The sequence below is a fragment of the Rhizobacter sp. Root1238 genome (assembly GCF_001425825.1).
Taxonomy (GTDB): Bacteria; Pseudomonadota; Gammaproteobacteria; order Burkholderiales; family Burkholderiaceae_C; genus Rhizobacter.
The window spans coordinates 345547-366234 of the sequence record NZ_LMDM01000048.1 but is presented as its reverse complement, the minus strand read 5'-3'; the positions used below and the strand labels follow the sequence as shown (position 1 = coordinate 366234).

The window sequence follows — 20688 nt, the reverse complement described above, 5'->3', positions numbered from 1 at the left end:
GACTGACTGTCGCCGACTGTTTGACCACAACGAACGAAGTGAGTGGCGGGAGTTTCGGCGACGGGCCATGAAGCCAGCCAGCGGAGGGCAGTCTTCGCCCCGCCAGGGGCGAGGACCGCTCCGTCCGGCGCGCCACAGCCCACCCACCCGCGCCTTTGCCGCGCCGAAGGAGGAAAAACGAGGAGAGCGTTCATGCCTCGTGCTGATCCTTCAGGGATCGCAACAGTTCCCGGCGCTGCGATCGAAGCAGAAGGCTTTCGACCAGCATCGCCAGCGCACACGCCCCGAAGCTGCCCCAGACGTAGAAGGCGTAGCCGCCCATCGCGAAGAAATCACCCACGCTGTTCCACTGCATCACGACTTCTCCACCGCTTGCCGAACCCAGTCGGCATGCCGTTCACGTTCGAGGATGATGTTGCGCACCCGCGCCAGCGCGACCGCGATCGCATACATCCAGAAGGCCAGCGCCATCAGCAGCATGCCCCACAGCATCGTGACGGCCATCGACGGCGACTTCGTCATCGAGATCGTCGCGCCCTGGTGCAGCGTGTTCCACCACTTCACCGAGAAGTAGATGATCGGCACGTTCACCACGCCCACCAGCGCCAGCACCGCGCCGGCACGGTCGGCCCGCTTCGGGTCTTCGATCGCCGCCTGCAGCGCAAGGAACCCGAGGTACAGGAAGAACAGGATCAGCTCCGACGTGAGCCGCGCGTCCCAGACCCACCAGGTGCCCCACATCGGCTTGCCCCAGAGCGACCCGGTGACGAGCGACAAAAGCGCGAAGATCGCCCCGGTCGGCGCGAGCGCCGAGGCCATCATCGACGACACCCGGGTGTTGAACGCCAGGCCGATGCCGGCCCAGAACGCCATCGCGCAGTAGATGACCATCGACATCCAGCTCGCCGGCACGTGCACGAAGATGATCCGGTAGCCCTCGCCCTGCGTCGCATCGGTCGGCGCGACGAAGAAGCCGATCCACAGGCCGGCGATGGTCAGCAGCGTGGCAAGGCCTGCAAACCACGGCTGCAGCCGGCCGGCAAGCGGGTAGAAGGTGGCTGGCGATGCGTAGCGCATCCACGGGCTGGCTGTTTGCTTGTCCATCATTCAAGTGAGATGCGAAGGGCTGCGGTGGCGGCCCAGGGTGCGAAGAATACGGCGAGCGCCAGCAGCGCCCCGAGGATCGACAACTGCGCCGACGAGCCCAGCCCTGCGCTCTGCGCCTCGACCGCGCCGGCGCCGAAGATCAGCGTCGGCACGTACAGCGGCAGCACCAGCAGCGCGAGCAGCGTGCCGCCGCCGCGCACGCCGAGCGTCAGCGCGGCACCGATCGCGCCGATCAGGCTCAGCACCGGCGTGCCCAGCAGCAGCGCCAGCATCAACACCTGCAGCTCGCCGGCGTCCAGGTTGAACTGCAGCCCGAGCAGCGGCGCCAGCAGCACCAGCGGCAGCCCGCACAGCAGCCAGTGCGCCGCGATCTTGCCGGCCACCAGCAGCGCGAACGGGCGCGGCGACAAGGCCATCTGCTCCAGCGTGCCGTCGGCATGGTCGCTCGCGAACAGCCGCGGCAGCCCGAGCAGCGTGGCCAGCAGCGCCGCAACCCACAGCACGCCCGGGCCGATGCGGCGCAGCATCGCCGGCTCCGGCCCGATGCCGAGCGGGAACAGGCTGACCACGACGACGAAGAAGAAGAGGGCGGTGACGACCTCGCTGCGCCGGCGGGCGGCCAGCAGCAGGTCTCGCTTCAGAGCCACCCACAACGTGTTCATGCGGCGAGGCTCACGGTGTCGCCGGCCGGCAGCGGCGCCGGCTGGTGGCTGGTCAGGATCGCGAGGCCCCCGTGCGCCAGGTGCGCGCCGATCAGCTCGCCCATCAGCTCGACGGCATCGGTGTCGAGGGCGGCAAACGGCTCGTCCAGCACCCACAGCGTCGCCGGGCGCACCAGCAGCCGCGCCAGCAGCACGCGGCGCTTCTGGCCGGCCGACAGCACGCGCGTCGGCAGGTGGCCGCGCCCGCGCAGCCCGATGCGGCGCAGCGCATCGCCGGCCTGCGCGTCGTCGAGCGCCACGCCGTCGATCGCGCAGGCCTGCCGCAGGTTCTCGAACGGCGTCAGCTCGTCCTTCACCGCCGCGTGGTGACCGAGGTACAGGCAGGCGCGGCGGAAGTCTTCGCCGGCCTCGCGGATCGGGGTGCCGTTCCAGCGCACCTCGCCGTCATCGGGCGGGTTCAGGCCGACCAGCGTGCGCAGCAGCGTCGTCTTGCCGGCGCCGTTCAGCCCGCCCACCTGCAGCCAGCGGCCGGACGACAGCGACAGGCTCAGGTCGGCGAACAGGGTCCGGTCGCCGCGCGAGCAGCGGAGGTGATGGGCACTGAGCATGGCGTGAGGCGAGGGCGCGAGCAAGGCAAGGGAAAACCAGGAGGGCGGCGATCGATCGCCGGTATCGGAAGGGACTGCGGTTCGGTGTCGATGGGGCCGTGGGTCGGATCAAGGGTGGGTCACGCCCAGCCCGGGAGTATCGGTGCCCTCGCGACCAGCTCGCATCAGGGACAGCACGATCTGCGCCATCGCCACCGGCGGGTGTGCAGGGGCGCATCCGGTTGCCTTCGTTCACATCTGATTCAGATCTCGTCTGGACGGGCAAAAACAGTCACCGTTTCTTCTGGAACAGGATGTAAGGTCGCCCCCGTTTGCCAACTATTGACACATTTTCAGGGGTTTTCGGGAAGAAGATCCGCTCCGCCGTCCAGGCACGTGATCTGCGTAGGACATGGATCAACAGACGGTCAACGATTCCGAGGGAATGAAGTGCAGTTGGTTCCGGAGGGCCTCGTGTCCAGCAAGCCAGTCAGGTCGATGAACCCCGCCCAGCCCGCCGGACCGGCCGTGCGGGGCGGTGGCTGGCTGCGCCGCGAGGAAGCCATCATGGGCACCTCGGTCTCCGTCGAGCTGTGGAGCGACGACCGCACGGCCGGCGAGTCGGCGATCGCCGCCGTGATGGCCGACATGCAGCGCATCGACTGGACCATGAGCCCGGTGAAGGCCTCGTCCGAGCTGTCACGCATCAACCGCGAAGCCGCCACGCAGCCGGTGGCGCTCAGCAACGAGCTGTACGGCCTGCTGGAACGCGCACTGCATTTCTCGCAGCTCTCCGACGGCGCGTTCGACATCACCTTCGCCAGCGCCGGCCAGCTGTACGACTACCGCGAGCAGCGCGCGCCGACCGAGGCCGAGCTGGCCACGGCCCGCGCCGCGATCGGCTGGCAGCAATTGCTGCTCGACCCGCAGCACAAGACGGTCCGCTTCGGCCACCCCGGCATGCGCATCGACCTGGGCGGCTTCGCGAAGGGCCATGCGGTCGACCGCGCGGCCGCGATCCTGCGCGGCCACGGCATCCGCCATGCGGTGGTGGCCGCCGGCGGCGACAGCTACGTGCTCGGCGACCGCCGCGGCCGGCCGTGGAACATCGCGGTGCGCGATCCGCGCCGCCCGGACCAGGTCGTCGCGGTGCTGCCGCTCGAAGACGTCGCGATGTCGACCTCGGGCGACTACGAGCGCTTCTTCGAGCGCAACGGCGAGCGTTTCCATCATGTGATCGACCCGAAGACGGGGCGGTCGGCACACGGCCTGCGCAGCGTGACCATCCTCGCCGAGGATGGGCTCACCAGCGAAGGGCTGTCGAAAAGTGTTTTCGTGAAAGGCCTTGCAGAGGGCATGCGGCTCGTCGAGTCGCAGGAGGGCGTCGATGCCATCGTGATCGACGCAGAAGGTGTTCTGCATTACTCCTCCGGCTTGCTGGGCGCCGCCCCGCAGTCCGGCAACCCAGGCCGGCAGTAAGACGACCGGCCGCATCGGAGGCGAGAAGATGAAGTACCCCACAGCAACCCAGGTCCCCGCGAGCGATCGCAGGGCGCACCGAGGCAGCCTCCGGTTCGCGGGGGCGGCGCTCGTCGCCACCGTGGCCGCCGTGCTTGCCGCCTGCGGCAGCGGCAGCGATTCCACGGTGGAAGGCGATGTCCCGCTCGCGTACACGCAGCGTGTCAACACGATGGGCATGAACCCGACCAACGGCGCGCCATACGCCCAGGGCGGCGACCTGATGATCCGCGAGAAATCCTCGCCGAGCGCGCCCGAGCACAACATCACGAAGGACATCACCCAGGGCCACGGCGACGTGTCCGACCCCGAGGTGTCGTTCGACGGCAAGAAGATCGTCTTCGCACTGAAGTGCGAGACCTCCAACACCTCGATGATCGACGGCACCAAGGCCTGTACCGGGCGCTGGAACATCTGGGAATACGACATGACGAAGGGCGGCATGACCGGCGGGAGCTTCAAGCGCCTGACGAACACGACCACCGCCGACGACGTCGACCCGGCCTACCTGCCCGCGGGCAAGGGCTTCGTCTTCACGTCGAACCGCCAGGGCACGTCGTTCTTCAACCAGGGCGTCGGCGGCGACCGCTTCGCGCTGGACGAGTACGAACGCGAGCGCGTGTTCAACCTGCACACGATGGACGCCGCCGGCGGCAACGTCACGCAGATCTCGGTCAACCAGAGCCATGACCGCAACCCGGTCGTGCGCCCCAACGGCGACATCATGTTCTCGCGCTGGGACCACGTCGGCATGCGCAACCACTTCAAGGTGTTCCGCGTGAAGCCGGACGGCACCGACATGTTCGTGCTGTACGGCGCGCACAGCGACGGCAACAGCTTCCTGCACCCGCGCGACATGGACCCGAACGGCAAGTTCAAGGGCTTCCTCGCGTCCGACCTGATGCCGCTGTCGCGCACGAACGAAGGCGGCGGCCTGGTCATGGTCGACGCCGCCAACTATTCCGAACAGAACACGCCGGCCAACCCGAGCGTCGCACCGCAAGGCGGCCAGTACTACCCGACGGCGGAAACGCTGAACATCGGCGGCGGGCTGTCCGAATTCGGTCGCGTCACGACGCCGTTCCCGCTGTGGGACGGCACCGACCGCGTTCTGGTCGCCTTCCGCCCGTGCGAGGTCACGAAGGACGGCAAGGTGGTGCCTTGCGCGTCGCTGACCACGCAGGAGAAGGCGCGCCTGGCCGATGACAACCGGATGGCCAGCGACGTCGCTGCCGACGGCGTGAAGGACAACGTGCCGCCGCCGTACGGCATCTACATGTTCAACCCGAACCGCCCGAAGGACGGGCTGCAACCGGTGGCGCCGCCGCCGCCGGGCTTCATGAACACCGACCCGGTGCCGCTGCAGTCGCGTGCCGAGCCGAACGCCACCGACCCGACGCCGGTCGACGCCACGCTGGCCGCGCAGAAGCTCGGCCTGCTCGAAGTGCGCAGCGTCTACGACACCGACGGCCTCGGCCGCATGGGCGACCCGGTGATCGCCGCGGCCGACCTGTCGGCCACCTGCACCACCGCGATCGCGAAGACCAAGCCGACCGATCCGGCGGACACCCGTGGCCAGGTCGCCGATCTCGTCAAGATGAAGGACCCGGCGAACCCGGCCTACGGCTGTGCGCCGGCCCGCTTCATCCGTGCGTTCCGCGCTGTGGCCCCGAGCCAGGGCATGGGCGTGCGCCAGGCGATCGGCGAGACCGACTTCGAGCCGCAGCAGATCCTTGGCTATGCGCCGATCGAGCCGGACGGTTCGTTCAAGCTGCAGGTCCCGGCCGACACGCCGATCGGGCTGGCCGTGGTCGATGCCGAAGGCCGTGCCTTCCAGACCCACACCAACTGGATCCAGGTCCGCCCGGGCGAACGCCGCACCTGCGACGGCTGCCACAGCCCGCGCCGCGGCGGCGCGCTGAACTCCGGCACGGTCGCCAACACGATCCCGTCGGGCTGGATGGACAACCTCGCCAGCGCCCACCAGTCGGGCGAGACGATGGCCGGCACCCGCACGCGGCTCGACCCGAACCTGCTGAAGCTGATGACCGACATGGTGTCCACCGACGTCTGGGCCGACCCGGCCAAGGCCGGCGTCACCGCGCGCAATTCGATCAGCATCAAGTACAAGAACAACACCGATTCGAAGGACGACCTGCTGACCGCGGCCCCGACCGATGGCGTCATCAACTACCCGGACCACATCCAGCCGATGTGGACCGTCAGCCGCGGCGTCAACGGCGCCGGCACCTGCGTGACCTGCCATGCCGACCCGGCCAAGCTGGACCTGACGGCGACCATCACCGGCACCGGCCGCACCGCGTCGTACGAACGGCTGCTGATCGGCGACCCGGTGATCGACGCGGCCACCGGCCTGCCGAAGACCCACCTCGACGAAGGCGTGCCGATGATCGACCGCGAGCCGGCGATGGTCGACACGATGGCCAGCGAAGGCGATGCGCTCGGCATGGGGCGCAAGAGCCGCCTGGTGGAAATCCTGTCGGGGGCGACCCTGATGGCCAGCACGGAGGCACGTACGCTGTACCCGACGCCGGCCGCCGGCGCCCCGGACCACTCGACGCTGCTGACCAAGGCCGAGAAGCGGCTGCTGGCCGAATGGATCGACCTCGGCAGCAAGTACTACAACGACCTGTCGGCCGGCGGCGTGAAGAACATCGGGCTGCTGACCCAGGCCTCGTTCGAGTCCGACATCTACCCGATCCTGCGCAGCACCTGCGCGGCCGGCTGCCACCAGGGCATCGGCAGCGACGAGATCGCGGCCGGCAAGGCGTTCCGCGAGAACCGCTTCGTGTTGCTGGGTGACGCGGAGGGCGATTTCAATGTCACACTGACGATGATCAACGACGCCTGCCATCCGGACAACAGCTCGCTGCTGAAGCGGCCGTCGACGATTCCGCACCCGGCGGGCGCCGCGAGCTCGCCGACGGCGGTGCTGCCGGTGGGCAGTGCGAACTACACGACGATCGCCAACTGGATCAAGAAGGGCTGTACGACTCCATGACGCAAGCGTCTCCCGAGGCACCTGCGCGCGCACCCTGGCGGATGCCGCTGCGCGCGGCGGGTGCCTGCCTCGCCGCAGCCTGGCTCGCCAGCTGCGGCGGTGGCGGCAACCCGCTGGGCAACCCGTCGTCGATCAACAACCCGGGCGGAGCGACCGGCCAGCGCCTGTCGTACGCCTACTTCCAGAAGTGCATCAACCCGATCTTCCTGGCGCAGTTGCCGATCACGCACAACGGCGTGACGACCGTCAACACCTGCGCCGGTTCGGGTTGCCATGACACGGTGGCCGGCACCGGCGGCGCGTTCCGCATCGCCACCGGCGCCACCGCGCTCGACGTGACCGACCCGGCCAACACGCCGGACGCGATCCGCGACACCGACATGTACAAGAACTTCTACTCGGCGCAGGGCGAGGTGGTGGGCGGCTCGACCACGCAGAGCCGGCTGCTCGCAAAGCCGCTGCTGATCAACGTGCTGCACGGCGGGGGCCAGATCTTCGCGAACGACCAGGACCCCAACGTCAAGCTGATCGAGTACTGGATCACCCACCCGTCGCCGTCCGGCCAGGACGAATTCAGCACCGCGACCTACAACATGTTCACGCCGGCAGACCCGAACACCGGGACCTGCAATACAAATTGACAACCAGGCACGCATGACCCTCGCTCCACCGCACGAGTCGCACCCGCACCGCCTTCACGCCCGCCTTCGCCACACCCTCCAGGGGCTGGCGCTCGCCTGCGCGCTGGGCGTGGCGGCAGTGCCGGCCGCCGCTGCCGACACGCCGCCGGAGCGACTGCAGGTCAGCGACCCCTACATCGAGATGCACACCGGCGCCGGCCGCGGCTACCCGGTGTTCCACATCGCCGAGAAGGGCGAGTGGATCGAGGTGCTGCTGCGCCACACCGACTGGTTCAAGGTGCGCACCGACAAGGGCAAGGAAGGCTGGGTCACGCGGGCGCAGCTCGAGACCACGCTGACCGAAGCCGGCAGCACCAAGACCTTCCGCGACGTGCTGCTGGACGACTACCTGAACCGCCGCGTCGAGTTCGGCGTCGGCTGGGGTCGCTTCAAGAGCGAGCCGATGCTCAAGATGTGGACCGGCTACCGGCTGTCGGACACGCTGTCGCTCGAAGGCACGCTCGGCCAGGTGCAGGGCAGGTTCTCCGGCAGCGACTTCTGGCATGCCAACCTGATGGTCGAGCCGTGGTCCGACAAGCGGCTGTCGCCGTTCTTCTCGGTCGGCTTCGGCAAGTTCAAGAACGTGCCGAATTCGACGCTGGTCGACGCGGTCGACACCAAGGCCAAGCTGGCCAATGCCGGGATCGGCGTGCGCTACCACCTGACCGATCGCTTCGTGTTGCGGGCCGACTGGACGCTGTACACCGCGTTCATCGACGACACCCGCAGTGCCGAGTACCGTGCCGCCACGGTCGGCTTCTCCTTCTTCTTCAATTGATGGATCGCGAGACCCCCATGCGCGAATTGCGACATCTCGTCATGCCCCTGCTGGCCTCGGCCTGCCTCGCCGCACCGTTCGCGGCCCGGGCGCAGAACCAGCAGCAGGTCGTCGAACCCGGCAACGAGCAGGTGATCGTGCCGCAGGTCGACCGCCGCCCGGTCAACGTGCCGAAGATCCCGTCGAACGACTTCGAGTTCGGCCTGTTCGGCGGCACCTACAGCACGCAGAACTTCGGCGCGAACGCCGTCTCCGGGCTGCGCGTGGGCTACCACATCACCGAGGACTACTTCGTCGAGGCCGTTTACGGGCAGACCAAGGTCACCGACGAATCGTTCCGGCAGATCCTGCCGGGCGGCGTGCTGTCCGACGACAGCCAGAAGCTGCGCTACTACAACGTCTCGATCGGCGTGAACGTGTTGCCGGGCGAGATCTTCTGGGGCCGCAACACCGCGAAGGCCTCGGCGGTGTACCTGATCGGCGGCGTCGGCAGCACCAGGTTCAACGACCAGCGCAAGCAGACCTTCAACGTCGGGATGGGCGTGCGCCTGTTCCTGAAGGACTGGATGGCACTGCAGGTCGACATGCGCGACCACATCTTCACGCTCGACCTGCTCGGCAAGCGCCAAAACACGCAGAACCTCGAGCTGACCGGCGGCGTCACCTTCTTCTTCTGATCGAGCGCTCTTCTTTGATCGAGACCCCCCCATGAACGTCTTCTTCCGATTCGACAAGCTCCTGCGTGCCGCGGCCGCGCTGCTGCTGAGCACCGGCCTGGTCGCGGCGCCGGCGCAGGCGGCTGCGCCGATGACGCCCGCGCCCGACTTCACGCTGAAGAGCCTCGAAGGCCAGAACCTGCGGCTGAAGGAGCAGCGCGGCCGGGTCGTGCTGGTGAACTTCTGGGCCACCTGGTGCGCGCCGTGCCGCCAGGAGATGCCCAAGCTGAACGCGCTGTACGACAAGTACAAGGGCTCGGGCTTCGTGCTGCTGGGCGTCAACGTCGACGACGACGCGCGCAATGCCGCGACCGTCGCCGCCAAGCTGGGCGTCAAGTTCCCGGTGCTGTTCGACACCGACAAGAACGTCAGCAAGCTGTACGAGCTGAACAGCATGCCGTCGACCGTGCTGATCGACCGCGACGGCCGCGTGCGCTTCCTGCACCGCGGTTATCAGGACGGCTACGAGAACACCTACGACAAGCAGATCCGCGACCTGCTGAAGGAATGACCATGGGCAGCCAACGCAGAGCACTCGCTGTCGTCGCGCTGGGGCTGGCATCGCTGCTGGCCGGCTGCGCCGCGCCCGAGCCGTGGGTGAAGCCGTACGAGCGCGAGCGCCTGGCCGATCCGATCATGCGGCTGTCGCGCGATGCGCTCGCCGACAAGCACCGCGAACACATCTACGACGTGCGCGAGAGCGGACGCGGCGCCACCGGCGTGCAAGGAGGTGGCTGTGGTTGCAACTAGCGGCTGGGTGCGCCGGCTGCGCCGCGCGCTGGCACGCCGCCCGCATCACCTGATGCGCGCGGGCCGGGCGCTGGGCGTGGTCGGTGGCGTGATGGCGGCGGGCGGCGCGTACGCGGTCGACCTGCCGGAAGACCGCGCCGACGCGATGTACCACTTCTACGACGGCGGCGGCACGCGCGCCGACGGCCCGGCGCTGCTGATCCGCAAGAAGGTCGCCGACCGGCTGTCGATCAGCGGCTCGTACTTCATCGACTCGGTCAGCAATGCGTCGATCGACGTCGTGACGACCGCCAGCCCCTACAAGGAAAAGCGCACCGAATACAGCCTCGGCGCCGACTACGTCTACCGCGACGCGCAGGTCTCGCTGTCGGGCACCACCAGCGACGAGCCCGACTACAAGGCCAACAGCGTCAGCCTGGACGTCTCGCAGGAGGTGTTCGGCGGCATGACGACGATCAGCCTCGGCGCGTCGCGCGGGGCCGACCACGTCGGCTCGCGCTACGAGGGCATGTTCGACCGGGCGCAGCACTGGCGCTACCGCTTCGGCGTCACGCAGATCCTGACGCCGCGCTGGCTGATGAGCGCGAACCTGGAGGCCGTCTCCGACAACGGCTACCTCGGCAACCCGTACCGCGTGGCGCAGGTGTTCGGCACGCTGGTGCAGGAGCGCTACCCGCGCACCCGATCGAGCCGCGCACTGAAGCTGCGCGCGGTCGGCGACATCGGGCAGGGCGAGCAACGCGCCGCGCTGCGCGCCGAATACCGCTACTTCTGGGACAACTGGGAGATCAAGGCGCACACGCTCGAGGTGGGCTACACCCGCTACTTCGGCGCCGAGTGGCTAGGCGAGGCCTTCGTTCGCTACAACACGCAGAAGCAGGCGCTGTTCTACAGCGACAACGCGCAGAGCGAGACGCTGTACGTGTCGCGCAACAAGCAGCTGAGCGACTTCAACGACGTCGGCATCGGCGCCAAGGCGACCTACAGCGCCGGCAAGGTCGCCGACAAGTTCGACGTCAAGTGGAATGCGCAGTACCAGTTCATGCGGTTTCGCTACAAGAACTTCACCGACATCCGCACCAACAGCCTGTATTCGTTCGACGCGAACATCCTCGAGCTGTTCGTCTCGGCCACCTTTTGAGAAAGACCGCCCCCATGTTCAAACGTAGTCGCAGCCTGCTGGCTGCCGGATGCCTGGCGGGACTGCTGTGCGGCAACGCCTTTTCCGCCGATCCCGCGCCGGCCGCTGCGGCCGCATCGGCGCCGATGGCAGCCGCCAGCGCCGCCGATGCCGCGGTCGCGCCGGCCACCGCCGCGTCGGCCGCGAGCCTCGACGGCCGCATCCAGGACCTGAAGGGCGACGTGATCCGCCTGAACCGCGACCTGCTGGTGCTGGAAGAGGAACTGCTGTTCCCCGCCAACACGCAGGTGGCGGTGTTCGTGTCGATGGACGTCGGCAAGATGTTCGAACTCGGCTCGGTGCAGGTGAAGCTGGATGACAAGGTCGTCGCGAACTACCTCTACACCCCGCTGGAGGTGAAGGCCCTGCACCGCGGCGGCGTGCAGCGGGTGTTCCTCGGCAACCTGAAGGCCGGCGAGCACCAGATCGTCGCGGTGTTCACCGGCGGCGGCCCGCATTTCCGCGACTACAAGCGCGGCGCGACCGTCAAGTTCGACAAGACCACCGACCCGAAGTACATCGAGCTGCAGATCAAGGACAACACCGGCAAGCTGCAGCCGGAGTTCGAAGTCAAGGTCTGGCAGTAAGCCGCCATGCGCTTTCGCAACGTTCCCGCAACCCTGCTGCGCGTGGCCGCCGCGGCGTGCCTCATCGGCGCGCTCCCGGGCACGACCCAGGCCGCCGAGCCGCTGCCGCCGCACCTGGTGCAAGACCCGTACTACGGCGAGACGCTGTACCAGTTCTACCAGGGCCGCTATTTCTCGTCGATCACCGGGCTGATGGTGTCGCAGCATTTCGGCCGCGTCTCGCACCACACCGATGAAGCCGAGATCCTGCGCGGCGGGCTGCTGCTGTCGTACGGCCTGCACCGCGAGGCCGGCGAGATCTTCGCGCAGCTGATCGAGAAGGGCGCGCCGCCTTCGGTGCGCGACCGCGCATGGTTCTACCTCGCGAAGATCCGCTATCAGCGCGGCTTCCTGCCGGAGGCCGAAGAGGCGCTCGGCCGCATCGAGAAGAACCTGCCGCCCGAGCTCGAGGAAGAGCGCGGGCTGCTGAGCGCCAACGTGCTGATGGCGCGCAACGATTTCGCCGGCGCCGCGGCGCAGCTGGAGGCGCTGGCCAAGCTGCCCGATCCCGGCAAGATGCCCGGCGGCGCCAACGCGACCCGCTATGCGCGCTTCAACCTGGGTGTCGCGCTGATCCGCACCGGTGACGCCGAGCGCGGCAATGAGCTGCTGGACCAGCTCGGCCAGGCGCCCGCGCCCGACGAGGAAACCCGCAGCCTGCGCGACAAGGCCAACGTCGCGCTCGGCTTCGCCGCGCTGCAGGACAACAAGCCCGAGGCCGCGACGATCTACCTCGAACGCGTGCGCCTGAACGGCATGCAGGCCAACAAGGCGCTGCTCGGCTTCGGCTGGGCCCAGGCCGCGCTGAAGCAGCCGAAGCGGGCGCTGGTGCCGTGGCAGGAACTCGCGCAGCGCGACCCGGGCGACTCGGCCGTGCTCGAAGCGCTGATCGCGGTGCCGTACGCGTACGCCGAAGCCGGCGCGAGCGGCCAGTCGCTCGATCGCTACAACGAAGCCATCGCGTCGTTCGAGCGCGAGAACGGCAACCTCGACCAGTCGATCGTGGCGATCCGTGCCGGCAAGCTGCTCGACGGCCTGCTCGAACGCAACCCCGGCGAAGAGATGGGCTGGTTCTGGAACATCGGCGAGCTGCCCGAGATGCCGCATGCCAACCACCTGGCGCCGCTGCTCGCGCAGCATTCGTTCCAGGAGGCCTTCAAGAACTGGCGCGACCTGCAGTTCCTGCGCAGCAACCTGCTGCAGTGGCAGGACAACCTGGGCGTGTTCGGCGACATGCTCGCGAACCGCCGCCAGGCCTATGCCGAGCGGCTGCCGAAGGTGCGCGCGAAGTCGGCCGAAGGCGGGCTGGACGCGCTGCAGAAGCGGCTCGACGAGATCACCACCGAGCTCGCCCGCATCGAGACCGAGGGCGATGCCGCGGCGCTGGCCGACGAGAAGCAGGCCGCGCTGCAGGCCCGCGTCGACCGCATCCGCGCGACGCTCGACCAGGCCGGCGACCTGCCCGAGGCGGTGGCGGCGCGCGAGCGCTTCCGGCTCGCTTCCGGCGCGCTGACCTGGCAGCTCGCGCAGAGCTACCCGCAGAACCTGTGGGACGCGCAGAAGAGCGCGCGCACCACCACCGAGGCGCTGGCCGACACGCGCCGCGTCGATGCCGCGCTGGCCCAGGCGCAGCAGGACGAGCCGGCGAAGTTCGATGCCTTCGCGACCCGCATCGCGGAGCTTGCCAAGGCCATCGAACTGCTGCTGCCGCGCGTCGCCTCGCTGAGCACCGAACAACAGCAGTTCGTGCAGGAGCTGGCCGTCGCCGAGCTCGTGCAGCAGAAGGAACGGCTGGTCGAATACACCACGCAGGCCCGCTTCGCCGTCGCACAGCTGTACGACCGCGCCGCGAGCCAGGCCAACAAGCAACTGGAACCCGCCAATGCGCCGCCCAAGCCATAGTCTGGCGCTGCTGATGCTGCTCGGGCTGGCCGCCTGTGCCGGCAAGAAGACGCTGCCCGGCGATGACCAGCCGACCCTGAAGTCGATGTCCGGCCGCGAGATCACGGTCGCCGAGGACAACGGCGTGAAGGCCGACGAGAACCAGGCCATCGCCGCCTACAACGAATTCCTGAAGGCCGCGCCGAAGGCCACGCAACGGGCCGAAGCGATGCGCCGGCTCGGCGACCTGGAGATGGACAGCGCCGACAACCGGCTGGCCGCCGGCCAGCAGACGCCGAACGGCACGCCCGACTACAAGGCCGCGACCGCGCGCTACCAGGAGTTCCTGAAGACCTACCCGCAGGACGAGACCAACGACCGCGTGCTGTACCAGCTGGCGCGGGCGCAGGAGCAGGGCGGCGAGCTCGAACTGGCGCTGAAGACGCTCGACGACCTGGTCGCGAAATACCCGAAGACGATCTACCGCGACGAAGCGCAGTTCCGCCGCGGCGAGCTGCTGTTCTCGACGCGCGACTACGTGAAGGCCGAGCAGGCCTACGCCACCGTGCTGCAGGGCGATTCGTCGAACCCGTTCCGCGACCGCGCGCTGTACATGCAGGGCTGGTCGCTGTTCAAGCAGGGGCGGCTCGACGATGCGCTGCACCCGTTCTTTGGCGTGCTCGACCTGAAGCTCGGCGGCCGCAAGGACGAGGGCGAGCTCGAGACGCTGCCGGGCCTGACGCGCGGCGACCGCGAGCTGGTGGAAGACACCTTCCGCGTCGCCAGCCTGAGCCTGGAGAACCTGCAGTGTGCCGAGAGCATCCCGGCCTACATGACGACGCCGGAGCGCCGCGCCTACGAATGGCGCGTCTACCAGCAGCTCGGCGAGCTGTACCTGCGCCAGGACCGGCCGAAGGACGCCGCCGACACCTTCAGCGCGTTCGCGCGCCGCGACCCGCTGCACGGCCAGTCGCCGCTGATGCAGGCCCGCGTGATCGCGATCTACCAGCAGAACGGCTTCGGCGCGATGGCGCTCGACGCGAAGAAGGAATACGTCGAGCGCTACGGCGTCGACAGCGAATTCAGCAAGCAGAACTCGGCCGCCTGGCAGGAGAACGCGCAGCCGCTGGTCAAGACCAACCTCGCCGAGCTGGCGCAGCACTACCACTCGCAGGCGCAGAAGAGCAAGTCGACCGCCGACTACCAGGAAGCGGTCAAGTGGTACCGCAGCTACCTGGTGTCGTTCCCGAAGGACGCCGAGGCGCCGCAGAACAACTTCCTGCTGGCCGAGCTGCTGTACGAGGACGGACGCTTCAAGGAAGCCGCGCCCGAGTACGAGAAGACCGCCTACGGCTACCCGCTGCACGCGAAAAGCGCCGACGCGGGCTATGCCGCGCTGCTGAGCTATGCCGCGCAGGAGAAGAAGGCGACGCCGGCCGAGCTGCCGGCGCTGCAGAAGGAAAGCGTCGAGAGCGCGCTGCGCTTTGCGAACGCGAACCCGGCCGACAAGCGCAGCGGCCCGGTGCTGACGAACGCCGCGGAGAAGCTGTTCGCGCTGGGTGACCAGGCGCGTGCGGCCGTGGTGGCGCAGCAGGTGCTGGCGCTGCAGCCGCCGGCCGAACCGGCGAACCGCCGCGTGGCCTGGACCGTGATCGCGCACAGCTCGTTCGAGCGCGGCGAGTACGAGCAGGCCGAGAAGGCGTACGGCGAGGTGCTGGCGCTGGCGCCCGAGAAGGATCCGGCGCGCAAGGACCTGGTCGAGCGCCAGGCAGCGTCGATCTACAAGCAGGGCGAGCAGGCGCGCAGCAAGGGCCAGCTGGTCGAGGCGGTGAAACACTTCACGCGCGTCGGCACGGTGGCGCCGCAGTCGAGCGTCGCGGCACCGGCGCAGTACGACGCGGCGGCCGCGATGATCGGGCTGAAGGACTGGGACGGTGCGAGCCGCACGCTGGAGGACTTCCGCAAGCGCTACCCGAACCATCCGCTGCAGGCCGACGTCGGCAGCAAGCTCGCGCTGGCCTACACCGAGCGTGGCCAATGGGCGCTGGCGGCCGGCGAGTACGAACGCTTCGCGGTCACCAACAAGGACCCGGCGCTGGCGCGCGACGCGCTGTGGCAATCGGCCGAGATGTACGAGAAGGCCGGGTCGCGCGCGAACGCCGGCAAGGCCTACGAGCGCTACCTGAAGCAGGGCGGCATGTCGTTCGAGGCGTCGGTCGAGGCACGCTACCGCCTCGCGAAGATCGCGAAGGACGACGGCAACCCGGCGCGCGAGTTCGCGTGGATGAAGGAGATCTACCAGGTCGACCAGGCCGGTGGCGCGGCGCGCACCAACCGCACGCGCTACCTCGGCGCGACCGCGGCGCTCGCGATGGCGGCGCCGGTGGCCGACAACTACCGCAAGGTGCAGCTGGTCGAGCCGCTGGCCGTCGCGCTGAAGAACAAGAAGGCGCGGCTGGAGGAATCGCTGAAGGCCTACACGGTGGCGGCCGACTACGGCGTGGCCGACGTGACGACCGCGGCGACGTACCAGATCGCGTCGCTGTACCAGGACTTCGGCAAGGCGCTGGTCAACTCGCAGCGCCCGAAGAAGCTGTCGAAGCTCGAACTGGAGCAGTACAACGTGATGCTGGAAGAGCAGGCCTACCCGTTCGAGGAGAAGGCCACCGAGCTGCACGAGCTGAACGCGCGGCGCACGACGAACGGCATCTACGACCAGTGGGTCAAGAGCAGCTTCAAGGCGCTGGGCGAGATCCGGCCCTTGAGGTACGGCAAGTCCGAACGCAGCGAAGGAGTCGTCGATGCGATTCGCTGACCGGAATCCGTTCGCCCTGAGCTTGTCGAAGGGTCGGGCCGAGCACCACCACCCCGTCCGGACCGAGCCTGTCGAAGGCCGCGCTCCGCTGTGGGCGGCGACGCTGCTGGTGCTGCTGTCCGGCTGCTCGACGATCCAGCAACCGCTGCAGGCCCTTCGCGACGCGGTGATGCCGGCCAAGGCCGCCTCGGCGCCGGCGACCGCCGCCTCTGCCCCTGCCAAGGCCGCCTCGGCCGCCGCCCCGGCCATCGCCCGCCCCGATCCCGAAGCGCCGGTCGCCCCCGCGTTGCAACGCAGCTACGACGATGCCCGCCGCGCGCTGCGCGCCGGCCGCATGGACGAAGCCGAGCGCGCCTTCAAGGCCATCGCGCAAGCCAACCCCGACCTTGGCGGCCCGCATGCCAACCTCGGCGTGATCTACCGCCAGGCCAACAAGCTGCCCGAATCGGCTGGCGAGCTGGAGCAGGCGGTGCGGCTGAACCCGAAGCAGCCGCTGTACTTCAACCAGCTCGGCATCACCTACCGCCAGCAAGGCCAGTTCACGAAGGCGAAGGACGCCTACGAGCGCGCGATCTCGCTCGACGCCGGCTATGCCGCGCCGCTCTTGAACCTCGGCATCCTGTACGACCTGTATCTGTGGGATGTTGCACAGGCCGGCGACATGTATGGCCGGTATCTTGCGTTGACTCCGGGTGGCGATGCCACGGTGACCAAATGGGTCGCAGATCTGAAAAATCGTAAGCAGCCCGCTGCGGCCGCCGCGCCGGCAGCGGCGGCGAGCCGGAAGGAAAAACCATGAAGTCCCGAGATCCCCTGCGCGTGCCGCTGACCGTGGCCGCGGTGTTCGCGATGCTGATCGCCGCTGGCCTCGCACCGGCCTGGGCGCAGGACCGCGCCGACATCAAGGGGTCGCAGATCATCGGCAACCGCGAGCTGCCGAAGGTCTTGTACATCGTGCCCTGGAAGAAGCCGTTGACCGGCGACCAGAGCGGCCGCCCGGCCGTCAGCGTGCTCGACGAGGCGCTCGCGCCGGTCGACCGCGACGTGTTCCGCCGGCAGGTCCACTACGACACGCTGACGCAGCCGATGGCGGCTGCGACACCGGCCACCCCATCCACCGCGGCCACCAAGTAAGGCCTGCCGTTTTTTGTCGAATCACAGAGAAGTTTCCATCGGAGATCAGAGATGAATGCATTCAACACAGCAGTGAAGTTCTTCCAGGATTGCGGCCTCTTCATCTATCCGAGCCTGTTGATCATGGCGATCGGCCTGGCCATCGGCATCGAGCGTTACATCGTGCTGAACAAGGCCCGCAGCGAGAACCGCAAGCTGTGGTCGCAGGTGCTGCCGATGCTGCAGGGCGGGCGCTTCAAGGAAGTGCAGAACGTCACCGCGAACTCCGACGCCGCGATCGGCAAGATCGTCAACTACGGCCTGACCCGCATGCAGAGCCCGGGCCGCCGTGAAGACTTCGACGCCGCGATGGAAGAGGGCATGATGGAAATCGTGCCGCGCCTGGAGAAGCGCACCCACTACATCGCGACCTTCGCGAACGTGATCACGCTGGTCGGCCTGCTCGGCACCATCATGGGCCTGATCAAGGGCTTCACCGCGGTCGCGCAGGTCAACCCGGCCGAGAAGGCCGAGATGCTGTCGGCGTCGATCTCGATCGCGATGAACAACACCGCGTTCGCGCTGATGGTCGCGATCCCGTTCCTGCTGCTGCATTCGTTCCTGCAGGCCAAGACCGCCGAGATCGTCGACGGCCTCGAAGCCGCCAAGATCAGCTTCCTGAACCTGGTGCAGCGCCTGAAGGCCGAGCAGAGCACCGGAGCGCGTTGATCATGGCTGCCCGTCGTCGCCTGCGCAAGGAAACGGCGCACCTGGAGATCACCGCGTTCATCAACCTGATCGTGGTGCTGGTGCCGTTCCTGCTGTCGACCGCCGTGTTCAGCCGGCTGGCGGTGATCGACATTTCGCTGCCCGCGAAGAACACCGCCGTCGAGCAACTGAAGGTCGACAACCTGCAGCTCGAGGTGGTGCTGCGCCCCGATTCGCTGGAGATCGGCGACCGCATCGGCGGGCTGATCCAGCGCATCCCGAACACCGCCACCGGCTATGACACCGCGGCCCTGTCGGCGCTGATCCAGCAGATCAAGGCCAAGTTTCCGGACAAGGTCGATGCCAGCGTGCTGGCCGAGCCGAACACCCCGTACGACGCGCTCGTGCAGGTGATGGACTCGGTGCGCGTGGTCGTCGTGTCGAAGGGCGCGACGCTGCTGCACACCGAACTGTTCCCCAACATCTCGATCGGCGACGCGCCGGTCGTCAAGCGATAGAGGCGGGGACCATGGCACTGATGACACCGCTGCAGAAGCGGGCCGAGCGCCGCGCACGCAACCAGACGGGGCTCGACATGAACCTCGTCTCGCTGATCGACGTGTTCACGATCCTGATCTTCTTCCTGCTGTCGAACGCCACCGGCGTCGAGCTTCTGCCCAGCCCGAAGGCGGTGCAGCTGCCGCAGTCGACGGCCGAGAAGCAGCCGAAGCAGAACGTGGTGCTGGTGGTCAGCGGCACCGAGATCATCGTCGAGGGCCGCAAGATCGCGAACGTGGCCGACGTGATGGGATTGAAGGGCGACCTGATCGCGCCGCTGAAGGAAGAACTCGACTTGCAGGCCGGCCGCGAGATGATCCGCGAGGCCAACAAGGACAAGGGCAAGGCGCTCACCATCATGGGCGACAAGGACATCCCGTACCAGCTGTTGCGCAAGATCATGTACACCGCGGCGCGAGCCAGCTTCACCGACATGTCGTTCGCGGTCCGGCAGAGGAATGGCGCATGAGTGCGGCTGTCGTTTCGTTCAATCCGCGGGTGATGCCGTGGGCGGGCGTGCCCGAGGATGACGCGCGCTTTCGCCGCATCATCCAGCGCACGGTCGGTGCCTGCCTGCTGATCTTCCTGATCGTGCCGTGGCTGCCGGTGAAGCAACCCGATCGCAGCGCGCCGGCCGAGCTGCCGCCGCGGCTGGCCAAGCTGGTGCTGGAGACGCCTCCGCCGCCGCCCCCGCCGCCGAAGGTGCAGGAGAAGCCGAAGGAAGCCGAGGCGGCCGCGGTGCCGCAGGCCAAGCCCGACCAGGCGAAGCCGATCCCGGCCAAGCCGGATCCGGTGAAGATGAAGGAGCCGATCCCCGAAGCACGCGTGCCGCAGGCCAACAAGCCGCCGGGCGAGATCGAGGGCGCGCGCCGCAAGGCCGCCGGCGTCGGCCTGCTCGCGATGAAGGACCAGCTGCAGGAGCTGAGCGGCGCGCCGCTGGCCGTGCAGTTGAAGCCGGACATCAAGCAGGGACCGGGCGTCGGTTCGGGCGTGGGCGTCGGCGTCGGTGCCGGCACCGAGGCCGGCCTGCCTGACCGCGCGATGATCACGTCGAACGCGACCGGCGGCAGCGGCGGCATCAACACCGCGGGCTACAGCCGCAACACCGGTGGCGGCGGGCTGGCGGGTCGTTCGACCACGCTGGTGGCCGGCGTGGCCGGTGGTGGTGGCGGCGGCGGCAAGGGCTCGGCGGCCGGCAGCGGTACCGGCAACGGCACCGGGGCGGGTGGCACGGTGCAGCGTGGCGGCAGCGGCAAGGCGGCCCGGTCGATCGAGGAGATCCGGCTGGTGTTCGAGCGCAACAAGGGTGCGATCTACGCGATCTACAACCGTGCGTTGCGCGAGGACCCGGGCCTGCAGGGCAAGGTGGTGCTGGAGCTGAAGATCTCGCCGTCGGGCGAACTGGCCGGGGTGCGCATCCTGTCGAGCGAGCTGAAGTCGCCGGAACTGGAAGCGAAGCTGCTGGCGCGGATCAAGCAGTTCGAGTTCGGCGCGCGCGACGTCGACCAGATCATCATCAGCTACCCGCTGGACTTCCTGCCGTCTTGATGCGCCGACCCGGAGGGGCATCCGGGCTGCGTCGCCCGGGTGGCCACCCGAGACCGCACGACCCGTAGCCCGGGTGACAACCCGGGACCCGCGCCGTCAGTGCTTCAGCGAAGCCGCCAGGTCGATGGCCCGGCGCGCTTCCAGCTCGGCGTTCAGCGCCTTCTCGAGCGGCGAGCGCACCAGCCCGGCGTGCTCGTAGCGTATGTTTTCATACAGCTCGGACGCCGCCGGGCAATCTTCCAGGATCAGTTGCAAGGCCTTGCCCGGCTCGACGCGTTCGAGCGCGCGGGTCAGCTGCTGCACGACGGTGCGGTACTGGTGGGCATCGATCTCGGCCGGGCTCGCTTCCATGCGCTGCACCAGGCGCGCCAGCGCGTGCACGACATCGAGGTCGCTGACGCTGCGTTGCGATTGGGTGGTTTTCATGCGTTTCCTTCCG

22 protein-coding genes are annotated in these 20688 nt (G+C 68.3%); 17 read left to right on the top strand and 5 right to left on the bottom strand.

Annotated elements, in window-relative coordinates; genetic code table 11:
- Positions 1-190: 190 nt before the first annotated feature.
- From ccmD to ccmA, 4 genes are read right to left on the bottom strand one after another with little or no spacing between them, the layout of a single operon-like run.
- On the bottom strand, positions 191-355 hold the full coding sequence (gene ccmD, locus ASC98_RS27050; RefSeq protein WP_056808613.1) for a heme exporter protein CcmD: 165 nt from the start codon (positions 353-355) through the stop codon (positions 191-193).
- Entirely contained in the window at positions 355-1104 is a 750-nt protein-coding gene (locus tag ASC98_RS27045) for a heme ABC transporter permease (RefSeq protein ID WP_082542273.1), read from the bottom strand. The genes ccmD and ASC98_RS27045 overlap by 1 nt, the downstream gene beginning before the upstream one ends.
- Positions 1104-1769, bottom strand: coding sequence for a heme exporter protein CcmB (ccmB, locus tag ASC98_RS27040; RefSeq protein WP_056808617.1), 666 nt, complete (start codon positions 1767-1769; stop codon positions 1104-1106). The genes ASC98_RS27045 and ccmB overlap by 1 nt, the downstream gene beginning before the upstream one ends.
- Positions 1766-2377, bottom strand: a complete 612-nt coding sequence (gene ccmA, locus ASC98_RS27035; protein ID WP_056808619.1) for a cytochrome c biogenesis heme-transporting ATPase CcmA — start codon at positions 2375-2377, stop codon at positions 1766-1768. The genes ccmB and ccmA overlap by 4 nt, the downstream gene beginning before the upstream one ends.
- A gap of 477 nt (positions 2378-2854) precedes the next feature.
- On the opposite strand from ccmA, the gene ASC98_RS27030 reads away from it, so the two are divergent.
- The 17 genes from ASC98_RS27030 to ASC98_RS26950 all read left to right on the top strand — a co-directional run bounded on the left by ASC98_RS27030 (position 2855) and on the right by ASC98_RS26950 (position 20249).
- On the top strand, positions 2855-3835 hold the full coding sequence (locus ASC98_RS27030) for an FAD:protein FMN transferase (protein ID WP_082542274.1): 981 nt from the start codon (positions 2855-2857) through the stop codon (positions 3833-3835).
- Between the two features lie 121 nt (positions 3836-3956).
- Positions 3957-6896: a hypothetical protein gene (locus ASC98_RS27025; protein ID WP_082542275.1), complete on the top strand. Its 2940-nt coding sequence runs from the start codon at positions 3957-3959 to the stop codon at positions 6894-6896.
- Complete coding sequence (locus ASC98_RS27020) at positions 6893-7537, top strand: hypothetical protein (RefSeq protein WP_057480094.1); 645 nt, start codon at positions 6893-6895, stop codon at positions 7535-7537. Before ASC98_RS27025 ends, ASC98_RS27020 begins: the two co-directional genes overlap by 4 nt.
- Positions 7538-7550: 13 nt before the next feature.
- Complete coding sequence (locus tag ASC98_RS27015; protein ID WP_056808624.1) at positions 7551-8354, top strand: outer membrane beta-barrel protein; 804 nt, start codon at positions 7551-7553, stop codon at positions 8352-8354.
- A 41-nt stretch (positions 8355-8395) separates the two neighbouring features.
- The gene (locus ASC98_RS27010; RefSeq protein WP_235581407.1) at positions 8396-9031 is read left to right on the top strand and encodes an outer membrane beta-barrel domain-containing protein; all 636 of its coding nucleotides are present in this window, start codon (positions 8396-8398) and stop codon (positions 9029-9031) included.
- A gap of 31 nt (positions 9032-9062) precedes the next feature.
- Positions 9063-9581 carry a TlpA disulfide reductase family protein gene (locus tag ASC98_RS27005; protein WP_056808627.1) on the top strand — a complete coding sequence of 173 codons (519 nt, stop codon included), beginning with the start codon at positions 9063-9065 and terminating at the stop codon, positions 9579-9581.
- Positions 9582-9583: 2 nt separating this feature from the next.
- On the top strand, positions 9584-9820 hold the full coding sequence (locus ASC98_RS27000; protein ID WP_200953106.1) for a DUF4266 domain-containing protein: 237 nt from the start codon (positions 9584-9586) through the stop codon (positions 9818-9820).
- Positions 9807-10961, top strand: coding sequence for a DUF3570 domain-containing protein (locus tag ASC98_RS26995; RefSeq protein WP_056808632.1), 1155 nt, complete (start codon positions 9807-9809; stop codon positions 10959-10961). The genes ASC98_RS27000 and ASC98_RS26995 overlap by 14 nt, the downstream gene beginning before the upstream one ends.
- A 14-nt stretch (positions 10962-10975) precedes the next feature.
- Positions 10976-11587, top strand: a complete 612-nt coding sequence (locus ASC98_RS26990; protein ID WP_056808634.1) for a hypothetical protein — start codon at positions 10976-10978, stop codon at positions 11585-11587.
- Positions 11588-11593: 6 nt separating this feature from the next.
- Positions 11594-13528: a hypothetical protein gene (locus tag ASC98_RS26985; RefSeq protein WP_056808636.1), complete on the top strand. Its 1935-nt coding sequence runs from the start codon at positions 11594-11596 to the stop codon at positions 13526-13528.
- Positions 13509-16322 carry a tetratricopeptide repeat protein gene (locus ASC98_RS26980; RefSeq protein WP_056808638.1) on the top strand — a complete coding sequence of 938 codons (2814 nt, stop codon included), beginning with the start codon at positions 13509-13511 and terminating at the stop codon, positions 16320-16322. The genes ASC98_RS26985 and ASC98_RS26980 overlap by 20 nt, the downstream gene beginning before the upstream one ends.
- Positions 16309-17121 carry a tetratricopeptide repeat protein gene (locus tag ASC98_RS30880; RefSeq protein WP_157598261.1) on the top strand — a complete coding sequence of 271 codons (813 nt, stop codon included), beginning with the start codon at positions 16309-16311 and terminating at the stop codon, positions 17119-17121. Before ASC98_RS26980 ends, ASC98_RS30880 begins: the two co-directional genes overlap by 14 nt.
- Entirely contained in the window at positions 17118-17456 is a 339-nt protein-coding gene (locus tag ASC98_RS26970) for a hypothetical protein (protein ID WP_056808641.1), read from the top strand. Before ASC98_RS30880 ends, ASC98_RS26970 begins: the two co-directional genes overlap by 4 nt.
- 51 nt (positions 17457-17507) lie before the next feature.
- Entirely contained in the window at positions 17508-18164 is a 657-nt protein-coding gene (locus tag ASC98_RS26965) for a MotA/TolQ/ExbB proton channel family protein (RefSeq protein ID WP_056808643.1), read from the top strand.
- A gap of 2 nt (positions 18165-18166) precedes the next feature.
- Positions 18167-18661 (top strand): biopolymer transporter ExbD, encoded by a 495-nt coding sequence (locus ASC98_RS26960; protein ID WP_056808645.1) that lies wholly within the window; start codon positions 18167-18169, stop codon positions 18659-18661.
- Between the two features lie 11 nt (positions 18662-18672).
- A complete protein-coding gene (locus ASC98_RS26955; RefSeq protein ID WP_235581406.1) occupies positions 18673-19170 on the top strand; it encodes a biopolymer transporter ExbD in 498 nt (165 codons plus the stop codon).
- A complete protein-coding gene (locus tag ASC98_RS26950; RefSeq protein WP_056808647.1) occupies positions 19167-20249 on the top strand; it encodes an AgmX/PglI C-terminal domain-containing protein in 1083 nt (360 codons plus the stop codon). Before ASC98_RS26955 ends, ASC98_RS26950 begins: the two co-directional genes overlap by 4 nt.
- Positions 20250-20345: 96 nt before the next feature.
- Here the strand turns inward: ASC98_RS26950 and ASC98_RS26945 are convergent, their stop codons facing one another.
- Entirely contained in the window at positions 20346-20675 is a 330-nt protein-coding gene (locus ASC98_RS26945) for a hypothetical protein (RefSeq protein WP_056808649.1), read from the bottom strand.
- Positions 20676-20688: the final 13 nt, after the last annotated feature.

Bases quoted from the DNA above. Each gene is read 5' to 3' on its own strand.
- ccmD (WP_056808613.1), bottom strand. From the start codon at position 355: ATGCAGTGGAACAGCGTGGGTGATTTCTTCGCGATGGGCGGCTACGCC.
- ASC98_RS27045 (WP_082542273.1), bottom strand. From the start codon at position 1,104: ATGGACAAGCAAACAGCCAGCCCGTGGATGCGCTACGCATCGCCAGCC.
- ccmB (WP_056808617.1), bottom strand. From the start codon at position 1,769: ATGAACACGTTGTGGGTGGCTCTGAAGCGAGACCTGCTGCTGGCCGCC.
- ccmA (WP_056808619.1), bottom strand. From the start codon at position 2,377: ATGCTCAGTGCCCATCACCTCCGCTGCTCGCGCGGCGACCGGACCCTG.
- ASC98_RS27030 (WP_082542274.1), top strand. From the start codon at position 2,855: ATGAACCCCGCCCAGCCCGCCGGACCGGCCGTGCGGGGCGGTGGCTGG.
- ASC98_RS27020 (WP_057480094.1), top strand. From the start codon at position 6,893: ATGACGCAAGCGTCTCCCGAGGCACCTGCGCGCGCACCCTGGCGGATG.
- ASC98_RS27015 (WP_056808624.1), top strand. From the start codon at position 7,551: ATGACCCTCGCTCCACCGCACGAGTCGCACCCGCACCGCCTTCACGCC.
- ASC98_RS27010 (WP_235581407.1), top strand. From the start codon at position 8,396: ATGCCCCTGCTGGCCTCGGCCTGCCTCGCCGCACCGTTCGCGGCCCGG.
- ASC98_RS27005 (WP_056808627.1), top strand. From the start codon at position 9,063: ATGAACGTCTTCTTCCGATTCGACAAGCTCCTGCGTGCCGCGGCCGCG.
- ASC98_RS27000 (WP_200953106.1), top strand. From the start codon at position 9,584: ATGGGCAGCCAACGCAGAGCACTCGCTGTCGTCGCGCTGGGGCTGGCA.
- ASC98_RS26990 (WP_056808634.1), top strand. From the start codon at position 10,976: ATGTTCAAACGTAGTCGCAGCCTGCTGGCTGCCGGATGCCTGGCGGGA.
- ASC98_RS26985 (WP_056808636.1), top strand. From the start codon at position 11,594: ATGCGCTTTCGCAACGTTCCCGCAACCCTGCTGCGCGTGGCCGCCGCG.
- ASC98_RS26980 (WP_056808638.1), top strand. From the start codon at position 13,509: ATGCGCCGCCCAAGCCATAGTCTGGCGCTGCTGATGCTGCTCGGGCTG.
- ASC98_RS30880 (WP_157598261.1), top strand. From the start codon at position 16,309: ATGCGATTCGCTGACCGGAATCCGTTCGCCCTGAGCTTGTCGAAGGGT.
- ASC98_RS26970 (WP_056808641.1), top strand. From the start codon at position 17,118: ATGAAGTCCCGAGATCCCCTGCGCGTGCCGCTGACCGTGGCCGCGGTG.
- ASC98_RS26965 (WP_056808643.1), top strand. From the start codon at position 17,508: ATGAATGCATTCAACACAGCAGTGAAGTTCTTCCAGGATTGCGGCCTC.
- ASC98_RS26960 (WP_056808645.1), top strand. From the start codon at position 18,167: ATGGCTGCCCGTCGTCGCCTGCGCAAGGAAACGGCGCACCTGGAGATC.
- ASC98_RS26955 (WP_235581406.1), top strand. From the start codon at position 18,673: ATGGCACTGATGACACCGCTGCAGAAGCGGGCCGAGCGCCGCGCACGC.
- ASC98_RS26950 (WP_056808647.1), top strand. From the start codon at position 19,167: ATGAGTGCGGCTGTCGTTTCGTTCAATCCGCGGGTGATGCCGTGGGCG.
- ASC98_RS26945 (WP_056808649.1), bottom strand. From the start codon at position 20,675: ATGAAAACCACCCAATCGCAACGCAGCGTCAGCGACCTCGATGTCGTG.